Source organism: Candidatus Coxiella mudrowiae, from assembly GCA_001077715.1.
Taxonomy (GTDB): domain Bacteria; phylum Pseudomonadota; class Gammaproteobacteria; order Coxiellales; family Coxiellaceae; genus Coxiella; species Coxiella mudrowiae.
This window is the reverse complement of sequence record CP011126.1, coordinates 640,308-659,248: the sequence shown is the minus strand read 5'-3', so window position 1 is coordinate 659,248 and position 18,941 is coordinate 640,308. Positions and strand designations below refer to the sequence as shown.

The window sequence follows — 18,941 nt, the reverse complement described above, 5'->3', positions numbered from 1 at the left end:
GAGAGCACTAAATTCTAGAAAGGTAATTTAGCAATATCTAACAAAAACACAAATCCAAGCTAATTTTATTTCTAAAGAAACTTTTTTTCTGAAAGCTAAATATCAAAACTAAAAAAGGAAATAAAATACTTTTCATGAAATCATATAAAAGATAATTTGTGTAGAGATCTAATACCTTAAATAGTGCGATTGTCACATTCCTCAAACTAGGCCTACTTTCTAATACATGGTTCTAATACAGAATAACTAATAATGAAGGTAATTAAATTAACAAATGACTTAAGAGATAAAGTATTATTAAATAACACTTATAGTTGATTAACCTAAAAATTACAACAAAACTGATAGTAATGGTAATTGTGAAGATAGGCTTTATTAACATGCAAAGAAGTAGTAGGAGGAAAAGGACAATACTATTTTTATTAGTATAAAATTTAGATTTAACATCCTAACAATAGAAAATAAAGAATAAAATCAGAAATGGTGTGAGTAGAATTTGAGTAGGGTCAATTAAGTTGTTAGGGGTTCCTATCCCCCACATGTATTTTAAGTCTTACCATAGGAAAATAAAGAACGCTGCTCATCCTAATTATTAAACCCATATCTAATAAGATGATATAAGACAACTGAGGTATATTGTTTTCCTTAAATTTCAATTTGATAAATTTAATAATGATAATTCTGTTTTATGCTGAAGAAAGAATTTAAAAAGCCAAGTAAAGAAAGCAGTATATGAATAGAAAATAGTCTGATCGTCATGCCATATGTATTTCATTCAGTATTTAAATTAGTATTAAACTTATATGGGTATAACTCAAAATTAGATTATTATAACTACCGTAAGAAGCTTTTTTCATTAATCCTTGATTTAGGAATATTAGATAATATAGATATAAAAAAATTAGTAGATAATATAGCTTAGAAATTATTGGTATCTACTCTTCGTACTATTCTTTGAAATTTATTTCCTTAGAAGCGATCGAATTTATTAAATCAAGAGATAATATCAAAAAATATTCATTCCTTTCAATAGTTTTAAGTTACAGGGAATGTTTCTCTAAATATTAAAAATAATGCAGTCTTCTGTAATTTCAGCGCAAGCCATCTATATACTTAAACTAATTTTTTTCTTTTAATACTAACGCAGAAAGAAAATTCGTTGCCACATAGTTAATTCTAAGAATCAATGAGAAGTATTTCAAAGGAACAAGATACATTAATAGCGTTGAAGAGATCACCACAAGAATGAAAGATCTATATCCTAAAAAAACTTATAAATTTAAAAGAATATTTTATTCTGATTTTCATCCTTCTTAAGTGAGATTGAACCAAACGAAATTAGTAAAAAAATTCTAATGCTAATTATTATTATTATCATTTCATTCAAATAAAAGTATTAAGCCTGAAAATATAATGAAAGTTCTTACTAAATTACTCAACATTATATGTTCTTGAAAAGAATGTGACTTTCTACTAATAAAAGTATTGGAACAATAGTGTTAAAAGATAGATTTTTTTTGAAAAGGATTCAAGTTTTAATATATATTTCTAGACAAACACTCTTAACGCTAAAGTTATAATAGTAAATAGAGTAAAATAGTTCAGCAACACAATTACGAAGTTATTAAAATTCAAAGAAGAAAATTTCATCAGGCAAAAGACATCTACCTAAAAAAATATTTAAAAAAAGGAAACAATCAAAAAATTTTTTATTTTTCTATAGAGAATATTATTCATTATGAAATTCTTTATATATTCAATTAATAGCAGATAGAAATCTTTCTAAAAATTAATTATAATAAAAAAATCTCGTTAAAGTTTTTTTACTATGATGATCTGAATTCCTCCTACAGGAAAAGCTAATCCTAATCTGATTAGTTTCGCTTCAATCGTTAAGATCCCTCGAACTAATACATTCATCATAAAGGAGAGCAAAAGTTCTGCATGTTCTCTCTTGGAGTACTTTCACGATATCCACATTAAATATAGTAAAGATGTCAAAATAATCACATAAAATAATTCCAAAGCCATTATCTTTGAGTTTTTATTTTAATTCTTGTGACTCGTACTAGCGAACATGATAAGCAGATCAATCAGTGTGACTCCCATAAGCCAGGGTGCTGTGGAACGGTAAGCAATAAACTACGTTTCAGTTTTAACACTTTTTGAATTTGTTTTATGACCTCTCTATCATTTTTAATATTCTTAAGGACATTAAAAGCACAAATCACATCGAACTTTTAATGAAAGGAAATTTTAACTGCTCATCCATTTTATATAAAGTTACACAATTGTCTAATCGCTTTTTAGCAAAAGATAAAGATTCCAAATAGATATGAGCCCATGTAAATTATGGACCAACAAAGATTGTTCCATCTTTCTTAAAGAAAAACCCGTTCCACAACCTGATTCGAATAATGATTCAGAATTGGAAAAATATTTTTTGATAAATTTTATAATTATTTTTTTGGGTCTTGGAACCAAAATTTTTTTTCTTCAAGCCTAAAAAGGTATTTTAAAGTAGATCGATCGAAGTAATACTTAACTTGTTCCATCAACCTTTTAGAGAAACTAAGAAAAGGATAATTACTTTCATTATCTGAGGGTATATAGTTACATTTTTTACATATCTAACTCAAGGAATCATAATTATATCCACAACTGATACAAGATCTCATTAATAGTCCCATCTTAGAGATCACTCATAGAAATAGTATTGTAAAATACTAAAAATGAGTTTCTTTACCATTAACAGAGGCAGTTCATTTAACCGATCAATTTTTGTTCTTGAAAAAACTAAGTCTATTTATATAGAATATCTTAATAATCGATATTGGAAAACTAAGAGAGAGTAATTTCTCCATTAAGTTGAATGAATCGCTATTAATAGGACTGTATAAAGAGAGTTCACAATGGTCCTCTATTCCATTATTGTTCCTATTTTTAATAGCGATGCATTCTTACAAAAGCTAGTGGTTCTTATAGAAACAGCATTTTCAAAATTAAAAATTTCTACTTACGAAGTTATCATAGTTATCATAGTTGACGATTTTTCTCTAAATCAATCCACATGGCAGATACTTTTCGAATTAATCAAAAATCATTTGTAACTTAAAATACGAAAATTAACATGTAATTTTGGTCGATAAGGTTCCGTGATCACAGGTATGATTCTGTCGTTGGGTGAGTTCATATTTATTATAGATGATGACTTACAATATTCTTCTTACGATTTTAATAAACTGTTAGAAAAGAAAGAACACAATGTAGTGGTATCTGATTTCCTTGAAAAAATAATCAGCTTTTCAAGTGCTTTACTATCCGTATGAAAGGCTGATTTAATTACAAAGTAGCTTGAAAATCAAAAGATGTTCAGATAGGTCCTTTTCTGATGATGAGGCAAAAAATTGTAGATGTCATTTTAGCTCAAAGAGTAGAAAATCCCGTATTATCATAGTTAATTTTTTCCGTTACGAAAGATATAGTTAATATAGATATAACCAACCACTATCAAAAATATGATCAAATTAATTATTCTATAAAAAAATTGTTCTCTCTTTTCTTTAACTTAATTTTCAATAACTCTTCATTTATAATGCGTCAATTGACTAGACTCAGCTTTATTTTTTTATGGCAATTTTTCTTTTTTCTCTATATTTTTGTATCTAAAAATTATTTCTCACTCATCGGTTCCTGTCTTAGTATCGTTAATGACAGTTTTATCATTACATGGTATAATTTTTTTATTTTAGCACTTGGCTTTATTGGTGAATACTTAATTCAATTAATCAATGCAATAGAAAGGAAAAAAACTATTTTTAATAAAAACATTAATGCAATTTTTAGAAGAAACTAAAATAAAAAATTTTAACTCTGAGAAAGAAAAAATATTAAAATATATTATTTAAATCTAAAACCATTTTTTGAAATAATTTCTTTTTAATTTAACCCTATCTTTATAAACATTAAGAGTAGCTACTCTTCTAGCAGCATGTTCAATCCAACTATATTTAATTAAATTCTTAGATTTAACAACCTTAACATCGTGAATAGGGAATTTACTTTCATAATAATATCCAGAATTTACTATATAAACTATATTTCTTAATGGCTTACTCAACAGCTTTTTTATTATATTTATCTTTTGAGAATATACCTTTTATGAGAAGACTTTTTTTTCTTATTCTTTTTCATTAGATATCCAATATACAAACCAACAATTGGAATAATCTTATCAGGAAGTTCGAGCTTTTCTATAAGGATATCCATATAATTTCTCACAGTTCCCAATAAAAATTCCATAGCCCAAAGATTCTGTTGTTGTTTCCGTAGTTTGTAAAGCTAAGTCAGCATCAATAATATCAATCAAATTTGATTAAAGAAATTGAGATTGATAATAAAAAAATAACCAGCTTTTTTTTGTAACATAATCCATTTTATGTAAGTGAATACAAAATATTTAAAAAAAGACTTACATCCTTAATAAATTTTTTCTTGCCACAGTCTCGGACAATTTATCCAAAAGCTTTTTATATTCAACTAAAATTATTGAACAGGTTTGTAAGTTAAAACTTGAAGAGCTCATCTGTATATCTTCAATTATTGAAGCTTGATCCTTTAAAGAGATACCTTCATTAGGAACGAAACTTCTTACAGAGGATCACTCTTTCATCTTTTTATAAAATTTATCTATTTCCATAATTTAAATTTTTCTCTATTCATAAATATTATAATATAACAAATCGTTTTTATGAGAATCATAAATATGAAAATGGCTATAAAAATATTTCAAAGAATTCAAATACGTCCATTTAGAGTTTTCGCAAACAAGAAAATAACCAATTCTCGAAGTTGATGATCGTACTTCATTGATTTCATCCTCTACTTTTACTAAAATTTTACCTATTATTTATGAAGGAGAATCAATTTTTATAATTATACTAGAACTGGCTAGTAGAAAATTTATACTTTCGTAGTTAAAATTCTTTTAATCTTATTTTCTTAGAAATTGTTCTTCTTAGAAATAACTAAAGAAAAAATAGAATGAGTGACCTGTTGAGATATCGACCTAATATTATTTTTAATTTTCGATTTTATAGTTATAATAGAGGGGTATTTATGTTTCTTACACAACCTAAAAAATAATATCGTCATTAAAGTAAGTGGTCATTAACTATAATGTCATATACCACACCCGCTTTCACCAAATAATTTTCTGTAATCTCCTATCCTGGATAATATTTCTTAATAATTATTTTCTGAAATCGACTATAGGAAATAGGATCTTCAATATATCTTTTTATATCTTCAACGTTAGTTTCTTTAGAAAGCACATGAATACCTTTTTATCCCTGACTGTTTATAGGTTTAATAACTTAAAGAAAACTTCAATGAACCGAAATTTACAAAGTCTGTTTTATCCAGAATAAAATAACTAGGCGTTGGCAAATCATTCTATAATAATTTTTCTTTCATCTATCCTTTGTTCGTTCAAATCAGTGATTTTTTTAGAACTAACAGGATATAACAGGATAAAATAGTTTTATTTTTTCAGAAATTTTAGCGCAGTTATATACGGTATATACTTGTCGATCAGTACCATTGCTTAAAACATGACTAGTCTAGATTTCTCTTTCATAATTATAACAGTCGTCTATAGAAAATGTACTTATATTTTTACTTCTATTAACAAGACGACATCCACGACAATTTTAATTGTAATCAGCTAAAAATACGTTATAACCTATTGTCTTTGGCTAATTAAATGAAAGGAACTTTCTGCTCACCGCCATCTAAAATAAGGATATTTTGAAATTAGACATTCATACTATGAAACTCTATTTGCGAAAGCTTATTTAAAAAAAATCTTCTCAATCCACAAGCTGAGGATTTCTTTTTTTAGATCATATTTTCATCTATGTTCATCAATTTTTTTTATCCAATAGTTATGCTTATTCGTTTTTTCAAATAGCTACTTTTCAAAGTGTTGCGTTTTAGTTTGACAACCATCAATCATTCTAGCTACACTTTCTATCGTTGCATTTCCTTCTCCTTGTCTCAAGCAACAATTTGATAAGGATCTGTCACTAGCTCGAATTTTTTTAGCGTGATCACGCAAGTAATTCAAACTGGCTTCTGCCTCATTCGAAACCTCCAAAGTCATGTAATCCGAGCCATTATTTATCGACTGTCTGATAGCTTTACCTACTATGCGATGTGCCATTGCATAACTTAGATGATGTCGATGTATCAACATTTCTGCTAAATCGGCCTTATTAGAAAAGCCATTTAGTGCTTTTTATTGTGCTTTTTATTTCATAGTGTGCTTTTTAACATCAAGCTGTGAGATTATTTCTTAAACCAAGTCAATTCCTTCAATAATCAAATCAATTGAGCGAGGCAATTCTCCATAAGCAAATATACGATTATCGGGCTGCCTAGAACAGTCCTTCCTAATTGAAGCTAAGCCTGATGAACGTCCAATGATAAGGCCTGTTAAACCTTTAAAATAAGATAATCTATACGAATTCTTTTTCTGAAGCATAATGATGCTAGTTCTGAAATGTGCATCATCTAATTCAATAAAGCCGATATCAACTATTGATCAAATTTGGATCTCTTCTATAAGCCTATTAATATTAACAGCAATTGCTACGAGATTAGAATAATTCTCTAATGGAATGTCGACACACGACATGGCATCCCTAGCGTACAGAACTACAACCAATAAGCTATGATTTAAGCAGTTAAAGTATTTTTCCAAATATTTAAAGTCTCTCAATAGAGAAGATTTAAATGTCAAAAGATAATGTGCGAAGGTAGTAGGTTGAGCATATTTTAAGTAGGTAAGTAGGTAAGTAGGTAAGTAGGTAAGTAGGTAAGTAGGTAAGTAGGTAAGTAGGTAAGTAAAATCAGGCATTATGGTTTCAAGATTTTTGGAAGCCTGTTCCAAAATCGCCTTAGATAAAGCTACTAAGGATTCGGCAAGTCTTAATAATCGCTTTCTCATTGCTAAGAGGAGCCCTATCGTGGAGCATTCTCTTCTTGCTTGCCCTGCATGAAGCCATCCAGCCGAAGCACCAATTTGTTCTTTAAAGTAGTGTTCCTGATTTGTATAAACATCTCCAAAGGAAGGATCAAATAAATTTTCAACTAAAGAGCATTTATCCAGTTGAAGCAGTGCAGAAAGAAGTATACTTCCTTCTAATTGAGGAATCAGTTCTTCCTCAATCATCATAATTGCATGCGCAATATCAGCCTTAGACATTCCATTAAACAGAATATCCCAATCATTAAATTCAAATTTATAAGCAGAATTTAAAAGTAAAGATGATGCTTTCTTACTAAGCCTATCGCATATGCGTCTTTGGCTTTTTATCATCTCAAACCCCATTAACTTCTAAGGATCTCTTGTGAAAATTTAAAAGGGTATCACTTCGCAAACCCAACCTTAGCGTTTCTAGTGAAATAATTTCATTCGGTGCAATATTTCTAATATTTCTTAGATTAACATTTTCACCAAACTCTTTAAATAAACTAAGTTTGTTGTGCTTTTTGGGGAGCCTCAAAAATAAAACTATTAAAGTTGAGCAGCTTTTAATATTTTTTTTCTATTAGTAGTTCTTTCCGAATTTCTCCAGAGGTCCGAGAAACCTCCACTGTACCACTTTCACAACCTTCAGTTACTATTTTGTATGCGCCAGCATTAAAAGTATCTTTTATTTCTTGCGACCATTTGTAAGGGGCAACTACTATCTCAGGATCTTTACTACCAATTTCAGCGAGAAGTTTGAATGATTTTAAAAAATTCTCAATAAACACCAACTTCTCTTTTAATGGGATGCTAATTATACCATCAGAAACTTCAATACAATCTACTTCCCCTATGTAGACAAAAGGCATATTGCTCTACTTGATCATGAATATAAAAATATTCAAAAAGTGCTCTACCAAAACAAACCGTTATTTCTGCTTCTCTAAGCAAACAAATTTTTTCTTTTTGTCAAGGACATGGGTTATGCCATTCGCTCTCGGTTTTGATTGTCTGGCCGGTAAATTTAATGTAATCATCATACTTTCCAGTAGTAAATTCAATGTGTAGGTACATCACTGAAGTTATCCCAAAATACCGCTGAAAAGAAATGTAGCACACCAAATACGAAGATTATAAATTGAGATAACTCGCTGTTTTACAGATGTTCTTTAATTTGAGGATGAAAATTCGCTTCTCTCTCATCAAAACGAATATTTAATTTATCTACCCTTCAGCGATTGTGCAATACAAATTAAATTTACCTACAGATGACTTTCAAAAAAAATGGTGACATGTTATATTATGCAGAACTGGATACCAAGGTAACAGAAAGATTATTCTCAAAATTAATACAACACAATCATCAGGATGATACAAAGTGGTTATCAAATTTCATATGCCTTATTTTGCCTTCAATACGCAAAAGCGTATTGCAGAGCGGTTAGATCCTAAAAGCATCGAATCTGCTCATTTCACTAATTCCGTTGAATCTAAACTGGCTAAGTTAACAGCCACCAAAAGTTTTACTCACTCATTCATGCACCAGCACATTAGAAATGGTAGCGTTATTGACACATATCTAACCCACTAACGAAGTGATTATGTCATCCTTTCTATTTGTTTCAACAGCGACCGCATTTGTATTGCGAGTTGCAAAGCCTGTTTTTATTGATATTCGACCCGATACACTGAACATAGAAAAAACTAAAATTGAACATGCGATTACAAAACACACCAAGGCGATTGTGCCTATTCATTATGCTGAGATTGCTTGCGATATGAATACTATCCTCTCGATTTCAAAAAGATATGCTCTATTTGTTATTGAGGATGGCGCACAAGGGCTAATGGTAGATTACCAAGGGAAAGCACTAGGCTCAATTAGAAATATGGGAGCAAATTAGCTTCCACCATACGAAAAATATTACCTCCGGCCTTGGGGCGCTCTGTTTATTAATGATGAGTACCTGATTGAACGAGAAAAAATTATCTGTCAAAAGAGAACAAATCGTGAAGCCTTTCTTGAGTGGAAAGTAGATAAATATACAATGAAAATCAATCAAAGACTCATTATTAAATGTATAGGAATTATTTAGATTAATTTACTTTTTTCTCTGAACTAACAAAAATTTACTGAAAATAGAAGAATTAATTAAGATCTTATTTTTATAAGAAAAATTGATACGATACGTGTAATTGCTTTGGATAAAAGTGGTTATAATACATACCGTCAAGAGAGCTATAAAGATAATAAATTTATTAAATTTCTGAGAATCTACACCTTCCTGTAAGAGATAGGCACAAAGCATTAAATAAATAGGGCTCATGAGAAAAAAATGCCATAATGGACCCGATTGTGCACTAATACTTAATAAAGTCATTCCCCTAGTGTAAGAATAAAATTAAAGTAAAGCGCCGATTGTAAAGTCCCCAGGAAAATAATAAAACTAAGACTACATAGCTAAATAAAATTGAGGTTAGTGCATAGTTATAAAGCGTCAGAATAACAGGTCGATGAAGAAAGTAATGAGAGTTTTCTCCTATTATTACTATTATTAATAATAATGCAATAAAAAATACAATCCCTTTACTTAGGACATTGCTATTTTTCATTGATTTTTAGGATAAATATAAATTAATGATAAAATCTATGATAAAGGAAAAAGTGGAATCTTTACATGCTACAAGAAAGGAAGGAGAAACTCACGTCCATGTTCTATAGATCTTCGTAATAAATTTACCTTATGAAATTTGTGAGTTAAGAAATGAGTATTACTCTCAAAGAGATAGAAAAGCAAAGAAAAACTAATCAAAAGCACACCATGAAAAACCAAAGAACGGCTTGCTGAGAACTTATCTTCTCTTAGGACTAGAAAAAAAATAAATCAATAACTAGGATCAATGGCACAAGAGAAATGTTCGATAGTATCGCTAAAGAATAAAGCATTGCACCCAATGAGAGCTAACTGTATCTTGCATAAGAATGATGTAATTTAGATGAAACATGAAGACAGCAATAAATAAGCATCAACATGTAAATGGGAACGGTTCGATAGTTAAAAATAAAAGTAGTCTTAGTATTGAGTAGAAAGGTGAGAGAAAGCGGCAACGTAAATGAAGGTGTCAATTTATTGCGCAAACAAAAGAAAAAACTAATACCGATAATACAGGCCATGATAGCTTTAAGTTCTTAAAAAAAATAGATAATTTTTAACCCTGAGCTTTATCTAAAAGGCATTATTAAAGATCTGAAAAACAACGCCCTGAAATAAATCAATGTGCGAGCTAGGCCAAAGAGTAAAGATAAAAGCCATGATATGTATAATCGAAGCCTTTATATGGAAAAGTAATAAGATAAAAAATAAACGAGGTAGGCAAGAAAATAGCCCAGCTTATTAAATATAGTGCTGTCGTATTACGAGTTAAGCCATGGATTTTTAATAGGTCTGTAGTCGTGTCGTATTCCCATCAACCACATTAGCTTCCATTTGAGTCATGGTAAAGCCTAATTATTGGAAAGAAACTGTGTTTTATCTGAAATTCATCCTCCAGTGAGGGATTGAAAGTGGATTCCATTTTAATGCACCTAACGTTGATTGTGAACGTTGAAACCTTGCCTTTAAACGACAATGCTGACACAATACGCTCCTATATAGCTAGGTACGGAGCAAACAAAATCCTTCAGAAAATAAAATGAATTTTAGTTTAAGCAAACAGGTTTTTAAATAACCACTTTTAGATTAAAAATTTTAGGAATTATTTCTATACGTTACTATATTAGCATTAAGGAGAAATCAAAGAGACAATGCTAAAAAAGCTTTTCAATACATTAGAGGATTTCCTATCCTTAACAACCCACATCAAAATCTGGCTTCACTTAGGGTGGATGGACATTCGCCAACGTTATATGGGATCAGTATTGGGTCCCTTATGGATCACTTTAAATCTGTCAATTTTTCTAGTAGCCTTAGGGATTGTATACTCCAGATTATTTCATCAATCACTACAAGAATACATCCCTTTCCTAACATGCGGGTTATTAGCATGGACTTTCATATCCTCGGTCATGATCGATAGCTGTGATATGTTTATCATGGCAAAACCTTACCTCTATCAAATTAAATTGCCTTTTACTCTATTCGTATATCAAACACTCTGGCGTAATATTTTGATTTTTATTCATAATTTAGTTGTTTATCTGATGGTAATCTTCATCTTCAAAATAAAAATAACTAAATATGCTCTTTTATTTTTCCCTGGTTTTTTAATCGTTGCCTCTAATCTTATATTTATTAGCTTATTTATTGGTATAATTAGTACACGATATAGAGATATGCCTCCCCTCATCACGAGCCTGATTCAAGTATTATTTTTTATCTCTCCCATAACCTGGATGCCACATCTGGTTAAAAATGCTTCAAAAATAATCATATTCAATCCTGTGACCTATCTTATTGACTTAATCAGGGCTCCGCTGCTTGGGAGTGCGCCACAAACCAATTCTTGGTATTTCGGATTGTCCTTTTTTTTAATAGGGTTTATTTTAGTTTCACTAATTTTCAACACTCAAAGGCACAAAGTACCTTTTTGGTTATGATTTATAAAGATTAATAAAATGTCATCCATACACATAGAAAATCTTCACCTTGAATACCCTTTATACAGGGTAAATCAACGTTCTCTTAAAAAGAGTATCTTAAACGCTGCTACAGGAGGAAAATTAAAACTAATAAATGGCAGTTCCGTAGCTGTAAAAGCCCTAAACGATATTTCTTTTTCTTTAAAACACGGTGACCGTTTGGGGTTAATAGGTCATAATGGTTCTGGTAAAAGCACTTTACTCAGAGTTTTGGCTGGAGTATTTGCTCCTAAATTCGGGAGAGTAGAAATCGATGGTAAAGTCGCGTCCTTACTTGATATAAATATTGGAATGCAACCTGAATTGAATGGTTATGAAAATATAAAAATTCGTGGAATGTTATTAGGTCTTTCTAAAAAAGAAATAAAGTCTTTAATTCCAGATATTGAAGAGTTTACTGAAATGGGTGAGTATCTCGCCATGCCAATTAAAAAATATTCTACTGGTATGGCTGTTAGATTGGCATTTGCTCTTTCTACCATAGTGGATCCCGATATTCTTTTAATTGATGAAATTTTTGGCGCTGGTGATACCGCCTTTCAATCCAAAGCAAAAAAACGGATGGATAGTTTTGTCGAAAAATCAAATATCGTGGTCATGGCCTCGCATTCAAATGAAATTATAAAAACATATTGCAACAAGGTATTGTGGTTAGAACATGGAAATATGCGTAGTTTTGGAGGAGTCAAAATAATGGAAGACTCTATAATAAGCACTTCTAAATTAGCTACAGTATGCTCATAATCATAAGATTGTGAGGGAAAAGACATGAATAGAACAAAGCATTCGCTTCTGTTACTTTGTTATCTCGACCCACAAGGGATTGCCACAATTCCTGAAAATATAAACCTAAAAAGGTTTTCTAAATTTAATATTCATGTATTGAATTTTTTTAAACATCAAGGACCTTATTACAAAATTCCTGCAGAAATAGATATTACCCATTATAAAGGAATAGTCATTCATAATACAATATCCTATAATCTAGAAAATCTTCGCTACCTCGATAGCAATCTCAACATTCATTTTCGAGATTATCAGGGCTTAAAAATTTTATTTAAGCAAGACGAACAATTTAATACACGTCAAGTAGCAGAATATATTGGGCATAATAAATTCGATTTAATATTCACCTGCTTAAAAGAATCGGAAAGGCACAAAGTCTATCCTGAAGAAATAGTAGGTAATATTAAGTTTTATCAAATGTTAACAGGTTACGTCACCCAAAAAATGCGTCAATTTAGTTACCCTCTAGAGGGTCGCAAAATTGACATCGGCTATCGCGGATCAATTCAACCCTTGATTTTTGGCCAATTAGCTTACGAGAAGCGTAAAATCGGTTACGATGTACGAGTCCTCGCTAAACAAAAAGGATTAGTCGTCGATATATCCAGTCGATGGGAAGACCGCAAAAAGGGAGATGAGTGGTATAATTTTTTAGGAAATTGTAAAGCCGTATTAGGCGTTGAGTCTGGAGCAAATATTTTTGATTTGGATGGTTCTTTAGAAAAGCGATTTTTAGAACTTAAATCCACTTATCAGTTGGAAAATGAAAACGATCCAGAAGTTGCCGAACGCATTCTTGAATTACTTGAATCAATTGGTGAGAAAATAGATTACAACCAGATATCACCCAGACACTTTGAAGCTGTTGCCACAAAAACTCTCCAAATCTTATATGAAGGAGAGTACTCAAATATTCTAAAGCCTTGGGTCCATTATGTACCTCTAAAAAAAGATTATTCTAATTTTGATGAAGTTTGTAATTTTTTTTCTTCCGAAGAAAACAGAACAGCTATCGTAGAACAAGCCTATCAAGATATTATTCTAAAACACGATTATTGGATAGAAAATTTCGCCAAACACTTTGATACAGCAATAGATAAAATAGCAGAAAACAAAAAGCTAAAATATACTATAAACATTAGATCAACAAAGCGTTCTAAGCATTTCTTGTTTCTGGATGCTGATGCTTTTTCAATCAAGAGCCATTTCTGCAAAATAAAGAAAAAGCTTGCTAATTTTGGAGCTATACATCTTCTTGCTATCAATAATCTCAGTAATGACATAGACGCTAAACAAATGCAGGATGGAACTCTTCGAGTTACTGCACCCCACAACTATGATACACAAACTTGGTTAGAAATAAACGAAAAAGTATATTGCCCAGCGCAGCTGGAACTCGCCAGGCTTACTCTAATCGCGAATGCGGAAGAAAATTTAACATCTCAATTTTTAAAAACTATTGATAAGTTAAACGATTTCCATCTATTTGTCAATAATTTTGTGTATGTCAATTCTACTTTATTCTCCTTAGGTTGCCGTTTTCAGAATGTATCAGCAATTATTGCTTGTGATTTTAATACTCTCCCTGCTGGAATAATGCTAAAAAATCTACTTAAAATACCTTTAATTTATGATATTTATAGACAATCTAATCCCTTAACGGATTTCCAATATCCAAACAATTTTTGGAATAATATGGAGAAACGCTTACTTCCTTCTGCAGATTTAATCATCAAAGACAATAAGATTTCTTTACTAGAACTCATGAAATTGGGAAAAGTTTATAATAGATGTGCTGCGTCATTTCATTATAAAGAATATCGCCATTCATCTTTTAAACTTTCGCTTAAAAAGCTTAAAGACTCAATAATTATAAAGAAGGAATCTAAATTTATTAATTATGCCAAACTAATCTGGCATAAATTTCCCTTATCAATACGTACAAAATTTGGTCCCTTAATAGTATCTCAAATAAATCGAATATTAAAAATTGAATTTGGAAATGAAAATCGCTGAACTTTTACAGCGATCGATCCATCCATATTCATCACGATATTTCACATATCCTTTTCATCAAAAGTCAATGACAAAAGAAAATTACGATGCTCACTCGGTAGAGCTAAATTCATTATCTTATCACATCAAAGCGTTTTGATAATAAAGACATCTCAAATATTGAGATTGCAGCGCCAAGATAACTACACTTTAATCCAATTATTTTATTTAAAGCAATTAATTCTTCAGAAAAATAATAAACTGAGCGAGGACAATCTACTACCATCTGTTGTCTCACTAAATGCTTCAATTAAATCCATATTAGTATATTGACACCTTCAAAAATCCTCTTAATGAAGATGTACCCATAAGCTGTTATAATTATAAACCATTACACGTGTGGATCCGCCCAGTTTTAAAATTCTTTTGAATTCATTTAGAACTTTTTCTGGATTTTGTATATGGTGGAATAACACCGGAACTATGGATATGATCAATTGAATCGGCCTCAAATAGTAACTTTGAAGAGTTCTCATCTAATCGGACTAATTCCGTTTCTATTTTATGTATTTCTAACCGACACCTCTTGCTTCTTCAAGAGAAGAGGATGAAACATCAGCACTTATTAGCTTTTTAGGTTTGAAATAATGGCCAAAAACCAATTAAATGGTGATGAGTTCTATAACTAAAGTCTAAAATGACTTTATTGTCGTAGCCTTTTAAAGGCATCAATTCTATATAATTCTAATATTGATCATTACGCCAATGGAAATAGACCAATGATTCCTCTATCGAATTAAACAGCCTATGAAAAGTTACATTGTGCTCAGTCCAATATTTGGTATTAGAATTGTTCCATCTTCTTTCCAAAACTTAGGACTTTTTCTATTTAATTTTTTGCTTGGAATAACATCTAATAAACTCCCTTGTAATTTAAATAGCTAAAGAAAAGTTTCCATTGTTCACTCTATCTAGTTTCTAGACGGCAAGAAAGCTTCAAATATCAAAGCCTTCTCATTGCGAATCGATTCCACGATAAAAATTGCCTTAAAAGGATAATACTGACACAATATAAGATTAAAATAATAAAATAATCCCCTAAAGAAAAAGAAAGTAATTAAAAACTAAGCAATATCTGTCACAATTAAAATAAAATTGCAAAATGGTGGCTATTAAAATGGTGGCTATTTATAAATTCTTTAAAGGATTTTCTATGTTTAAATGTTAAGGTAAATTTATTTCGAAAGCGAAAATTTTTGTTATTCTTAAAAATTGTTTTAATGATCAGCGCTCTGTCAATAACAATTAAATCCGTTGGATTGCCAGAAAAAACACCATTTCTATCCAAAGCAATATTGAACATAATTCAGAAAAACCCAAATACTATATACACCTAACTATAAGAAATATGAAACCACCTTTACTACAGCGTTAGGAAAACTATTTTCTCAGTTAAATGATATGGGTCGCAAAATAGTTTTTGCAACTCTCGTGGCTTATAAATTAAAGCCTTATGGCGTCTGATCACCCCCACCTTCTTCCCATTCTCTCCAGACAGACTTAGCATGCTCATCTTTAGTTTGCTCAGATTATTTCAGGGTAACCTACGAATTATATCGATTGCTGCATCCGATTGCTCCAATAAAAATAATATTTGTCGGTTGGAACAGCGGAATCATCGAAAATCATGTGCAAATTTTTACTAAATATACAGGAATCCCTTTACTTCTTGATCCTACTATCGGCCTCATAGCAAAAGCTACTTTTAATCAAGTTGCCTCAGGGCATAAAATTCCATCCGCTGAAATGATAAATTTCTATTCAAGAAATGATATCGACACGTTTTTTCATACCGTCATTGGAAGTCTAAACACTGACAGATATAAACCATCAGATCTTCTCTATTACTTTGAAAATTATCAATCTTTTCTTAATTCTACTGATAATAGAAACTATTGGGCAACCCCACAAACAACTTCTCTAAGTATCCAATCTAAGGAATTGGATCAATACGGTCCTTACGCTTATTACATATCCCCTTTGAATTATGCGTCCCAAACAATGCTGAAACAACCTCCCGCAGAAGGGTGGAAGTCTGAATATTCTGCACTCAATCGCTAGTTTAAAAGCTAAAAGCGCGATATTAATAAAAAATTTTAATCACTCTTTTTTAATAAAAACTAGCAGTACGGCAATGGGTTATCAACTTATATCACCGACTTTTCAATTAAGCCCAGGAACTTACTTTCTTATTTTAAATGGTCTCGTTTTAAATGGAGGAATTCGCATAGGTATCGCTCAAATGCAATGTGACAAAGTACTTAAAAACCAAACCCCTAGATGTAATGAACAGAAATTTATCTCATTGTACGGTTACATAGATAAGCAATTTTCTAAAAAGTCCAAAATTATATTTATCCCTATAGTAATTGTCCCATACCTTAGATATTCGCTTAATATTGTTAAATTTAACCTTAAAACCTCAATCTTCTCTATGAAAAATAAAATACATCACTCTAAAAAAAGTCAAATAGACTCGTGCAACCTACTAAGTTAAATGGTTAAATTTTGTTCGTCAGAAAAAAAGAATTCACTTCAATTTAAGAGAAATATGTTTCTTTTCTAAGTTATTTTTTAAAAAGTTCTAGATAATAGAAAAAACATACATTATACTTTGAAAAAGCTTCAAATTTAGACAAACATAAATTATGTGCGGTATCGTAGGGATCATATCTCTTAACAACGTCTCACTTAATTCGGATCTCTTAATCGAGAAAATGAAGAATGCTTTGCTCCATAGAGGACCAGATGGTGAAGGAACTTGGTATTCATCCGACCGTCGTGTGTTTTTGGGTCATAGACGACTTTCAATCATCGATTTGACGAATCATGCTGCACAACCTATGCTCAGTTATGATGGTCGTTATGTATTGACTTATAATGGTGAGATTTATAACTATATAGAACTTCGTAAAAAATGTGAAAAAAGAAAAAGTATTTTTAATTCTAATTCCGACACTGAAGTTATTCTCGAATGCTTTCGTCATTGGGGACACAATGCTTTTTCTTTATTTATTGGAATGTGGTCCTTAGCACTATATGATTTGATCGAAAAAAAAATTATTTTATCGAGAGATCGATTTGCTATAAAGCCACTTTATTACGGAATTGTTCAAGATAATTTATTTTTTGCCTCCGAACCCAAAGCTTTAAGAGTCGCTCATTCAAGATTTAATGAAATTGATGATGTATCCGTCCAACTTTTTATTGAAAATGCCTTTTTAGAAAGAAAAGATTGGACGTTTTTTAAATACATTAAACGATTTCCCCATGCACATTACAGTATTATCGATCTAAATAAACCGCTTCGAAAATTAAATTTTATTCGCTATTGGACGGCTCCCTCTAAAACCATCAAAAAAATCTCCTTAGGCGATGCAGCATTAAATTTGCGTCATCTTATTATTCAAAGTATTAAACTTCATATGCGAAGTGACGTTCAGATAGGTTCTTGTCTGAGTGGCGGTATCGATTCTTCAACAATTGTCTCTGTTGTTAGCAGATTGCAAAAAGGGAAACCCCTTCAAACTTTTACTATCTATTATCCGAATCATACCCACCTTAATGAGTCTCATTGGGCAAAAAGAGTTGTTGAATTATCTGGAGCTATAGCAATATATGTCGAGCCCACCTATGAATCTTTTCAAAATGAATTATCTAAGTTAATTTCTATTCAAGATGAGCCTTTTGGAAGTATCAGCATTTTTGCTCAATATACAATTTTTAAACAAATTTCCACTTCCCAAATAAAAGTAATTTTGGATGGTCAAGGACCAGATGAAATGCTTGCAGGTTATCTAGGCTGTCTACCTATTTATCTAAATTCTTTACTGAATAAAGGAAATTATATTCTTTACCGCCAAGAATTGCGAGCAGCAAAAAAGAGAATGAATATCTCTCTTGAGAAAAAATCATTCTCTAATTTTGTTAAATATTATCTAAAGACTAAATGCAATAATTTATTAAATCCAAATTTATCTATAAATTCTAAAAGCGAATTTGTTGATGAGTATGAATGCAGATTATTTCAACTTAACCAGCCCCAAGGGGATTTTGAGGAACAACTCAAAGATTTGGTTTGTGATTCAAACTTACCACAACTGCTCCGCTATGAGGATAGGAATTCCATGGCATTTTCTATAGAATCTCGCGTTCCTTTTATTTCCAAAGACATCGTTGAATTTTGTTTATCCCTTCCTGTATCGCTTAGAATAAATAAAGGCTACACTAAAGCTGTTTTACGCGAAGCTATAAAAGGCATAGTCCCAGAGGATGTTAGACTGCGAGTAGATAAATTAGGTTTTCCTGCTCCGGAAGTCGATTGGCTAAAGAAAACATTCCAAATAAATATATCATCCCCAGGCAGTCGAGAATGGAGAGAAATTATTACTTCAAAATGGAAACAATATGTCTTGAATATGATATAGA

General features: G+C 30.9%; 11 protein-coding genes and 2 pseudogenes. 7 read left to right on the top strand and 6 right to left on the bottom strand.

Annotated features, from left to right (window positions below; genetic code table 11):
• The first annotated feature begins 2,912 nt into the window (after positions 1 to 2,912).
• A complete protein-coding gene (locus tag CleRt_RS13995) occupies positions 2,913 to 3,110 on the top strand; it encodes a glycosyltransferase (protein WP_048875067.1) in 198 nt (65 codons plus the stop codon).
• Positions 3,111 to 4,471: 1,361 nt separating this feature from the next.
• Here the strand turns inward: CleRt_RS13995 and CleRt_RS13990 are convergent.
• The 5 genes and pseudogenes from CleRt_RS13990 to CleRt_RS13150 form a co-directional block, all read right to left on the bottom strand.
• A pseudogene (locus CleRt_RS13990) lies at positions 4,472 to 4,645 on the bottom strand (hypothetical protein); the annotation flags it as partial.
• 1,326 nt (positions 4,646 to 5,971) lie between these two features.
• A pseudogene (locus CleRt_RS03195) lies at positions 5,972 to 6,271 on the bottom strand (hypothetical protein); the annotation flags it as partial.
• A 333-nt stretch (positions 6,272 to 6,604) separates the two neighbouring features.
• Positions 6,605 to 7,267, bottom strand: coding sequence for a lyase family protein (locus CleRt_RS03190; protein ID WP_157870810.1), 663 nt, complete (start codon positions 7,265 to 7,267; stop codon positions 6,605 to 6,607).
• A 115-nt stretch (positions 7,268 to 7,382) separates the two neighbouring features.
• A complete protein-coding gene (locus CleRt_RS13985; protein ID WP_157870809.1) occupies positions 7,383 to 7,568 on the bottom strand; it encodes a phosphosulfolactate synthase in 186 nt (61 codons plus the stop codon).
• 28 nt (positions 7,569 to 7,596) lie between these two features.
• Positions 7,597 to 7,902: a phosphosulfolactate synthase gene (locus CleRt_RS13150; protein WP_048875063.1), complete on the bottom strand. Its 306-nt coding sequence runs from the start codon at positions 7,900 to 7,902 to the stop codon at positions 7,597 to 7,599.
• Positions 7,903 to 8,628: 726 nt separating this feature from the next.
• Here CleRt_RS13150 and CleRt_RS10685 point away from each other — a divergent pair.
• From CleRt_RS10685 to CleRt_RS03160, 4 genes are all read left to right on the top strand, one after another.
• Positions 8,629 to 8,937, top strand: a complete 309-nt coding sequence (locus tag CleRt_RS10685) for a DegT/DnrJ/EryC1/StrS family aminotransferase (protein WP_306686795.1) — start codon at positions 8,629 to 8,631, stop codon at positions 8,935 to 8,937.
• 1,901 nt (positions 8,938 to 10,838) lie between these two features.
• The gene (locus CleRt_RS03170) at positions 10,839 to 11,630 is read left to right on the top strand and encodes an ABC transporter permease (RefSeq protein WP_048875061.1); all 792 of its coding nucleotides are present in this window, start codon (positions 10,839 to 10,841) and stop codon (positions 11,628 to 11,630) included.
• An 18-nt stretch (positions 11,631 to 11,648) separates the two neighbouring features.
• Positions 11,649 to 12,416, top strand: a complete 768-nt coding sequence (locus tag CleRt_RS03165; RefSeq protein WP_048875060.1) for an ABC transporter ATP-binding protein — start codon at positions 11,649 to 11,651, stop codon at positions 12,414 to 12,416.
• Between the two features lie 24 nt (positions 12,417 to 12,440).
• The gene (locus CleRt_RS03160; RefSeq protein WP_048875059.1) at positions 12,441 to 14,474 is read left to right on the top strand and encodes a hypothetical protein; all 2,034 of its coding nucleotides are present in this window, start codon (positions 12,441 to 12,443) and stop codon (positions 14,472 to 14,474) included.
• Positions 14,475 to 14,803: 329 nt separating this feature from the next.
• Here the strand turns inward: CleRt_RS03160 and CleRt_RS13980 are convergent, their stop codons facing one another.
• Positions 14,804 to 14,989 (bottom strand): methyltransferase domain-containing protein, encoded by a 186-nt coding sequence (locus CleRt_RS13980; protein WP_371440248.1) that lies wholly within the window; start codon positions 14,987 to 14,989, stop codon positions 14,804 to 14,806.
• A gap of 1,153 nt (positions 14,990 to 16,142) precedes the next feature.
• Between CleRt_RS13980 and CleRt_RS03150 the strand changes: the two genes are divergently transcribed.
• Positions 16,143 to 16,574, top strand: coding sequence for a hypothetical protein (locus tag CleRt_RS03150; protein WP_162198811.1), 432 nt, complete (start codon positions 16,143 to 16,145; stop codon positions 16,572 to 16,574).
• Between the two features lie 587 nt (positions 16,575 to 17,161).
• Positions 17,162 to 18,940, top strand: a complete 1,779-nt coding sequence (asnB, locus tag CleRt_RS03140) for an asparagine synthase (glutamine-hydrolyzing) (protein WP_082160410.1) — start codon at positions 17,162 to 17,164, stop codon at positions 18,938 to 18,940.
• Position 18,941: the final 1 nt, after the last annotated feature.

Bases quoted from the DNA above. Each gene is read 5' to 3' on its own strand.
- CleRt_RS13995 (WP_048875067.1), top strand. From the start codon at position 2,913: ATGGTCCTCTATTCCATTATTGTTCCTATTTTTAATAGCGATGCATTC.
- CleRt_RS03190 (WP_157870810.1), bottom strand. From the start codon at position 7,267: ATGTCTAAGGCTGATATTGCGCATGCAATTATGATGATTGAGGAAGAA.
- CleRt_RS13150 (WP_048875063.1), bottom strand. From the start codon at position 7,902: ATGCCTTTTGTCTACATAGGGGAAGTAGATTGTATTGAAGTTTCTGAT.
- CleRt_RS03170 (WP_048875061.1), top strand. From the start codon at position 10,839: ATGCTAAAAAAGCTTTTCAATACATTAGAGGATTTCCTATCCTTAACA.
- CleRt_RS03165 (WP_048875060.1), top strand. From the start codon at position 11,649: ATGTCATCCATACACATAGAAAATCTTCACCTTGAATACCCTTTATAC.
- CleRt_RS03160 (WP_048875059.1), top strand. From the start codon at position 12,441: ATGAATAGAACAAAGCATTCGCTTCTGTTACTTTGTTATCTCGACCCA.
- CleRt_RS13980 (WP_371440248.1), bottom strand. From the start codon at position 14,989: ATGAGAACTCTTCAAAGTTACTATTTGAGGCCGATTCAATTGATCATA.
- asnB (WP_082160410.1), top strand. From the start codon at position 17,162: ATGTGCGGTATCGTAGGGATCATATCTCTTAACAACGTCTCACTTAAT.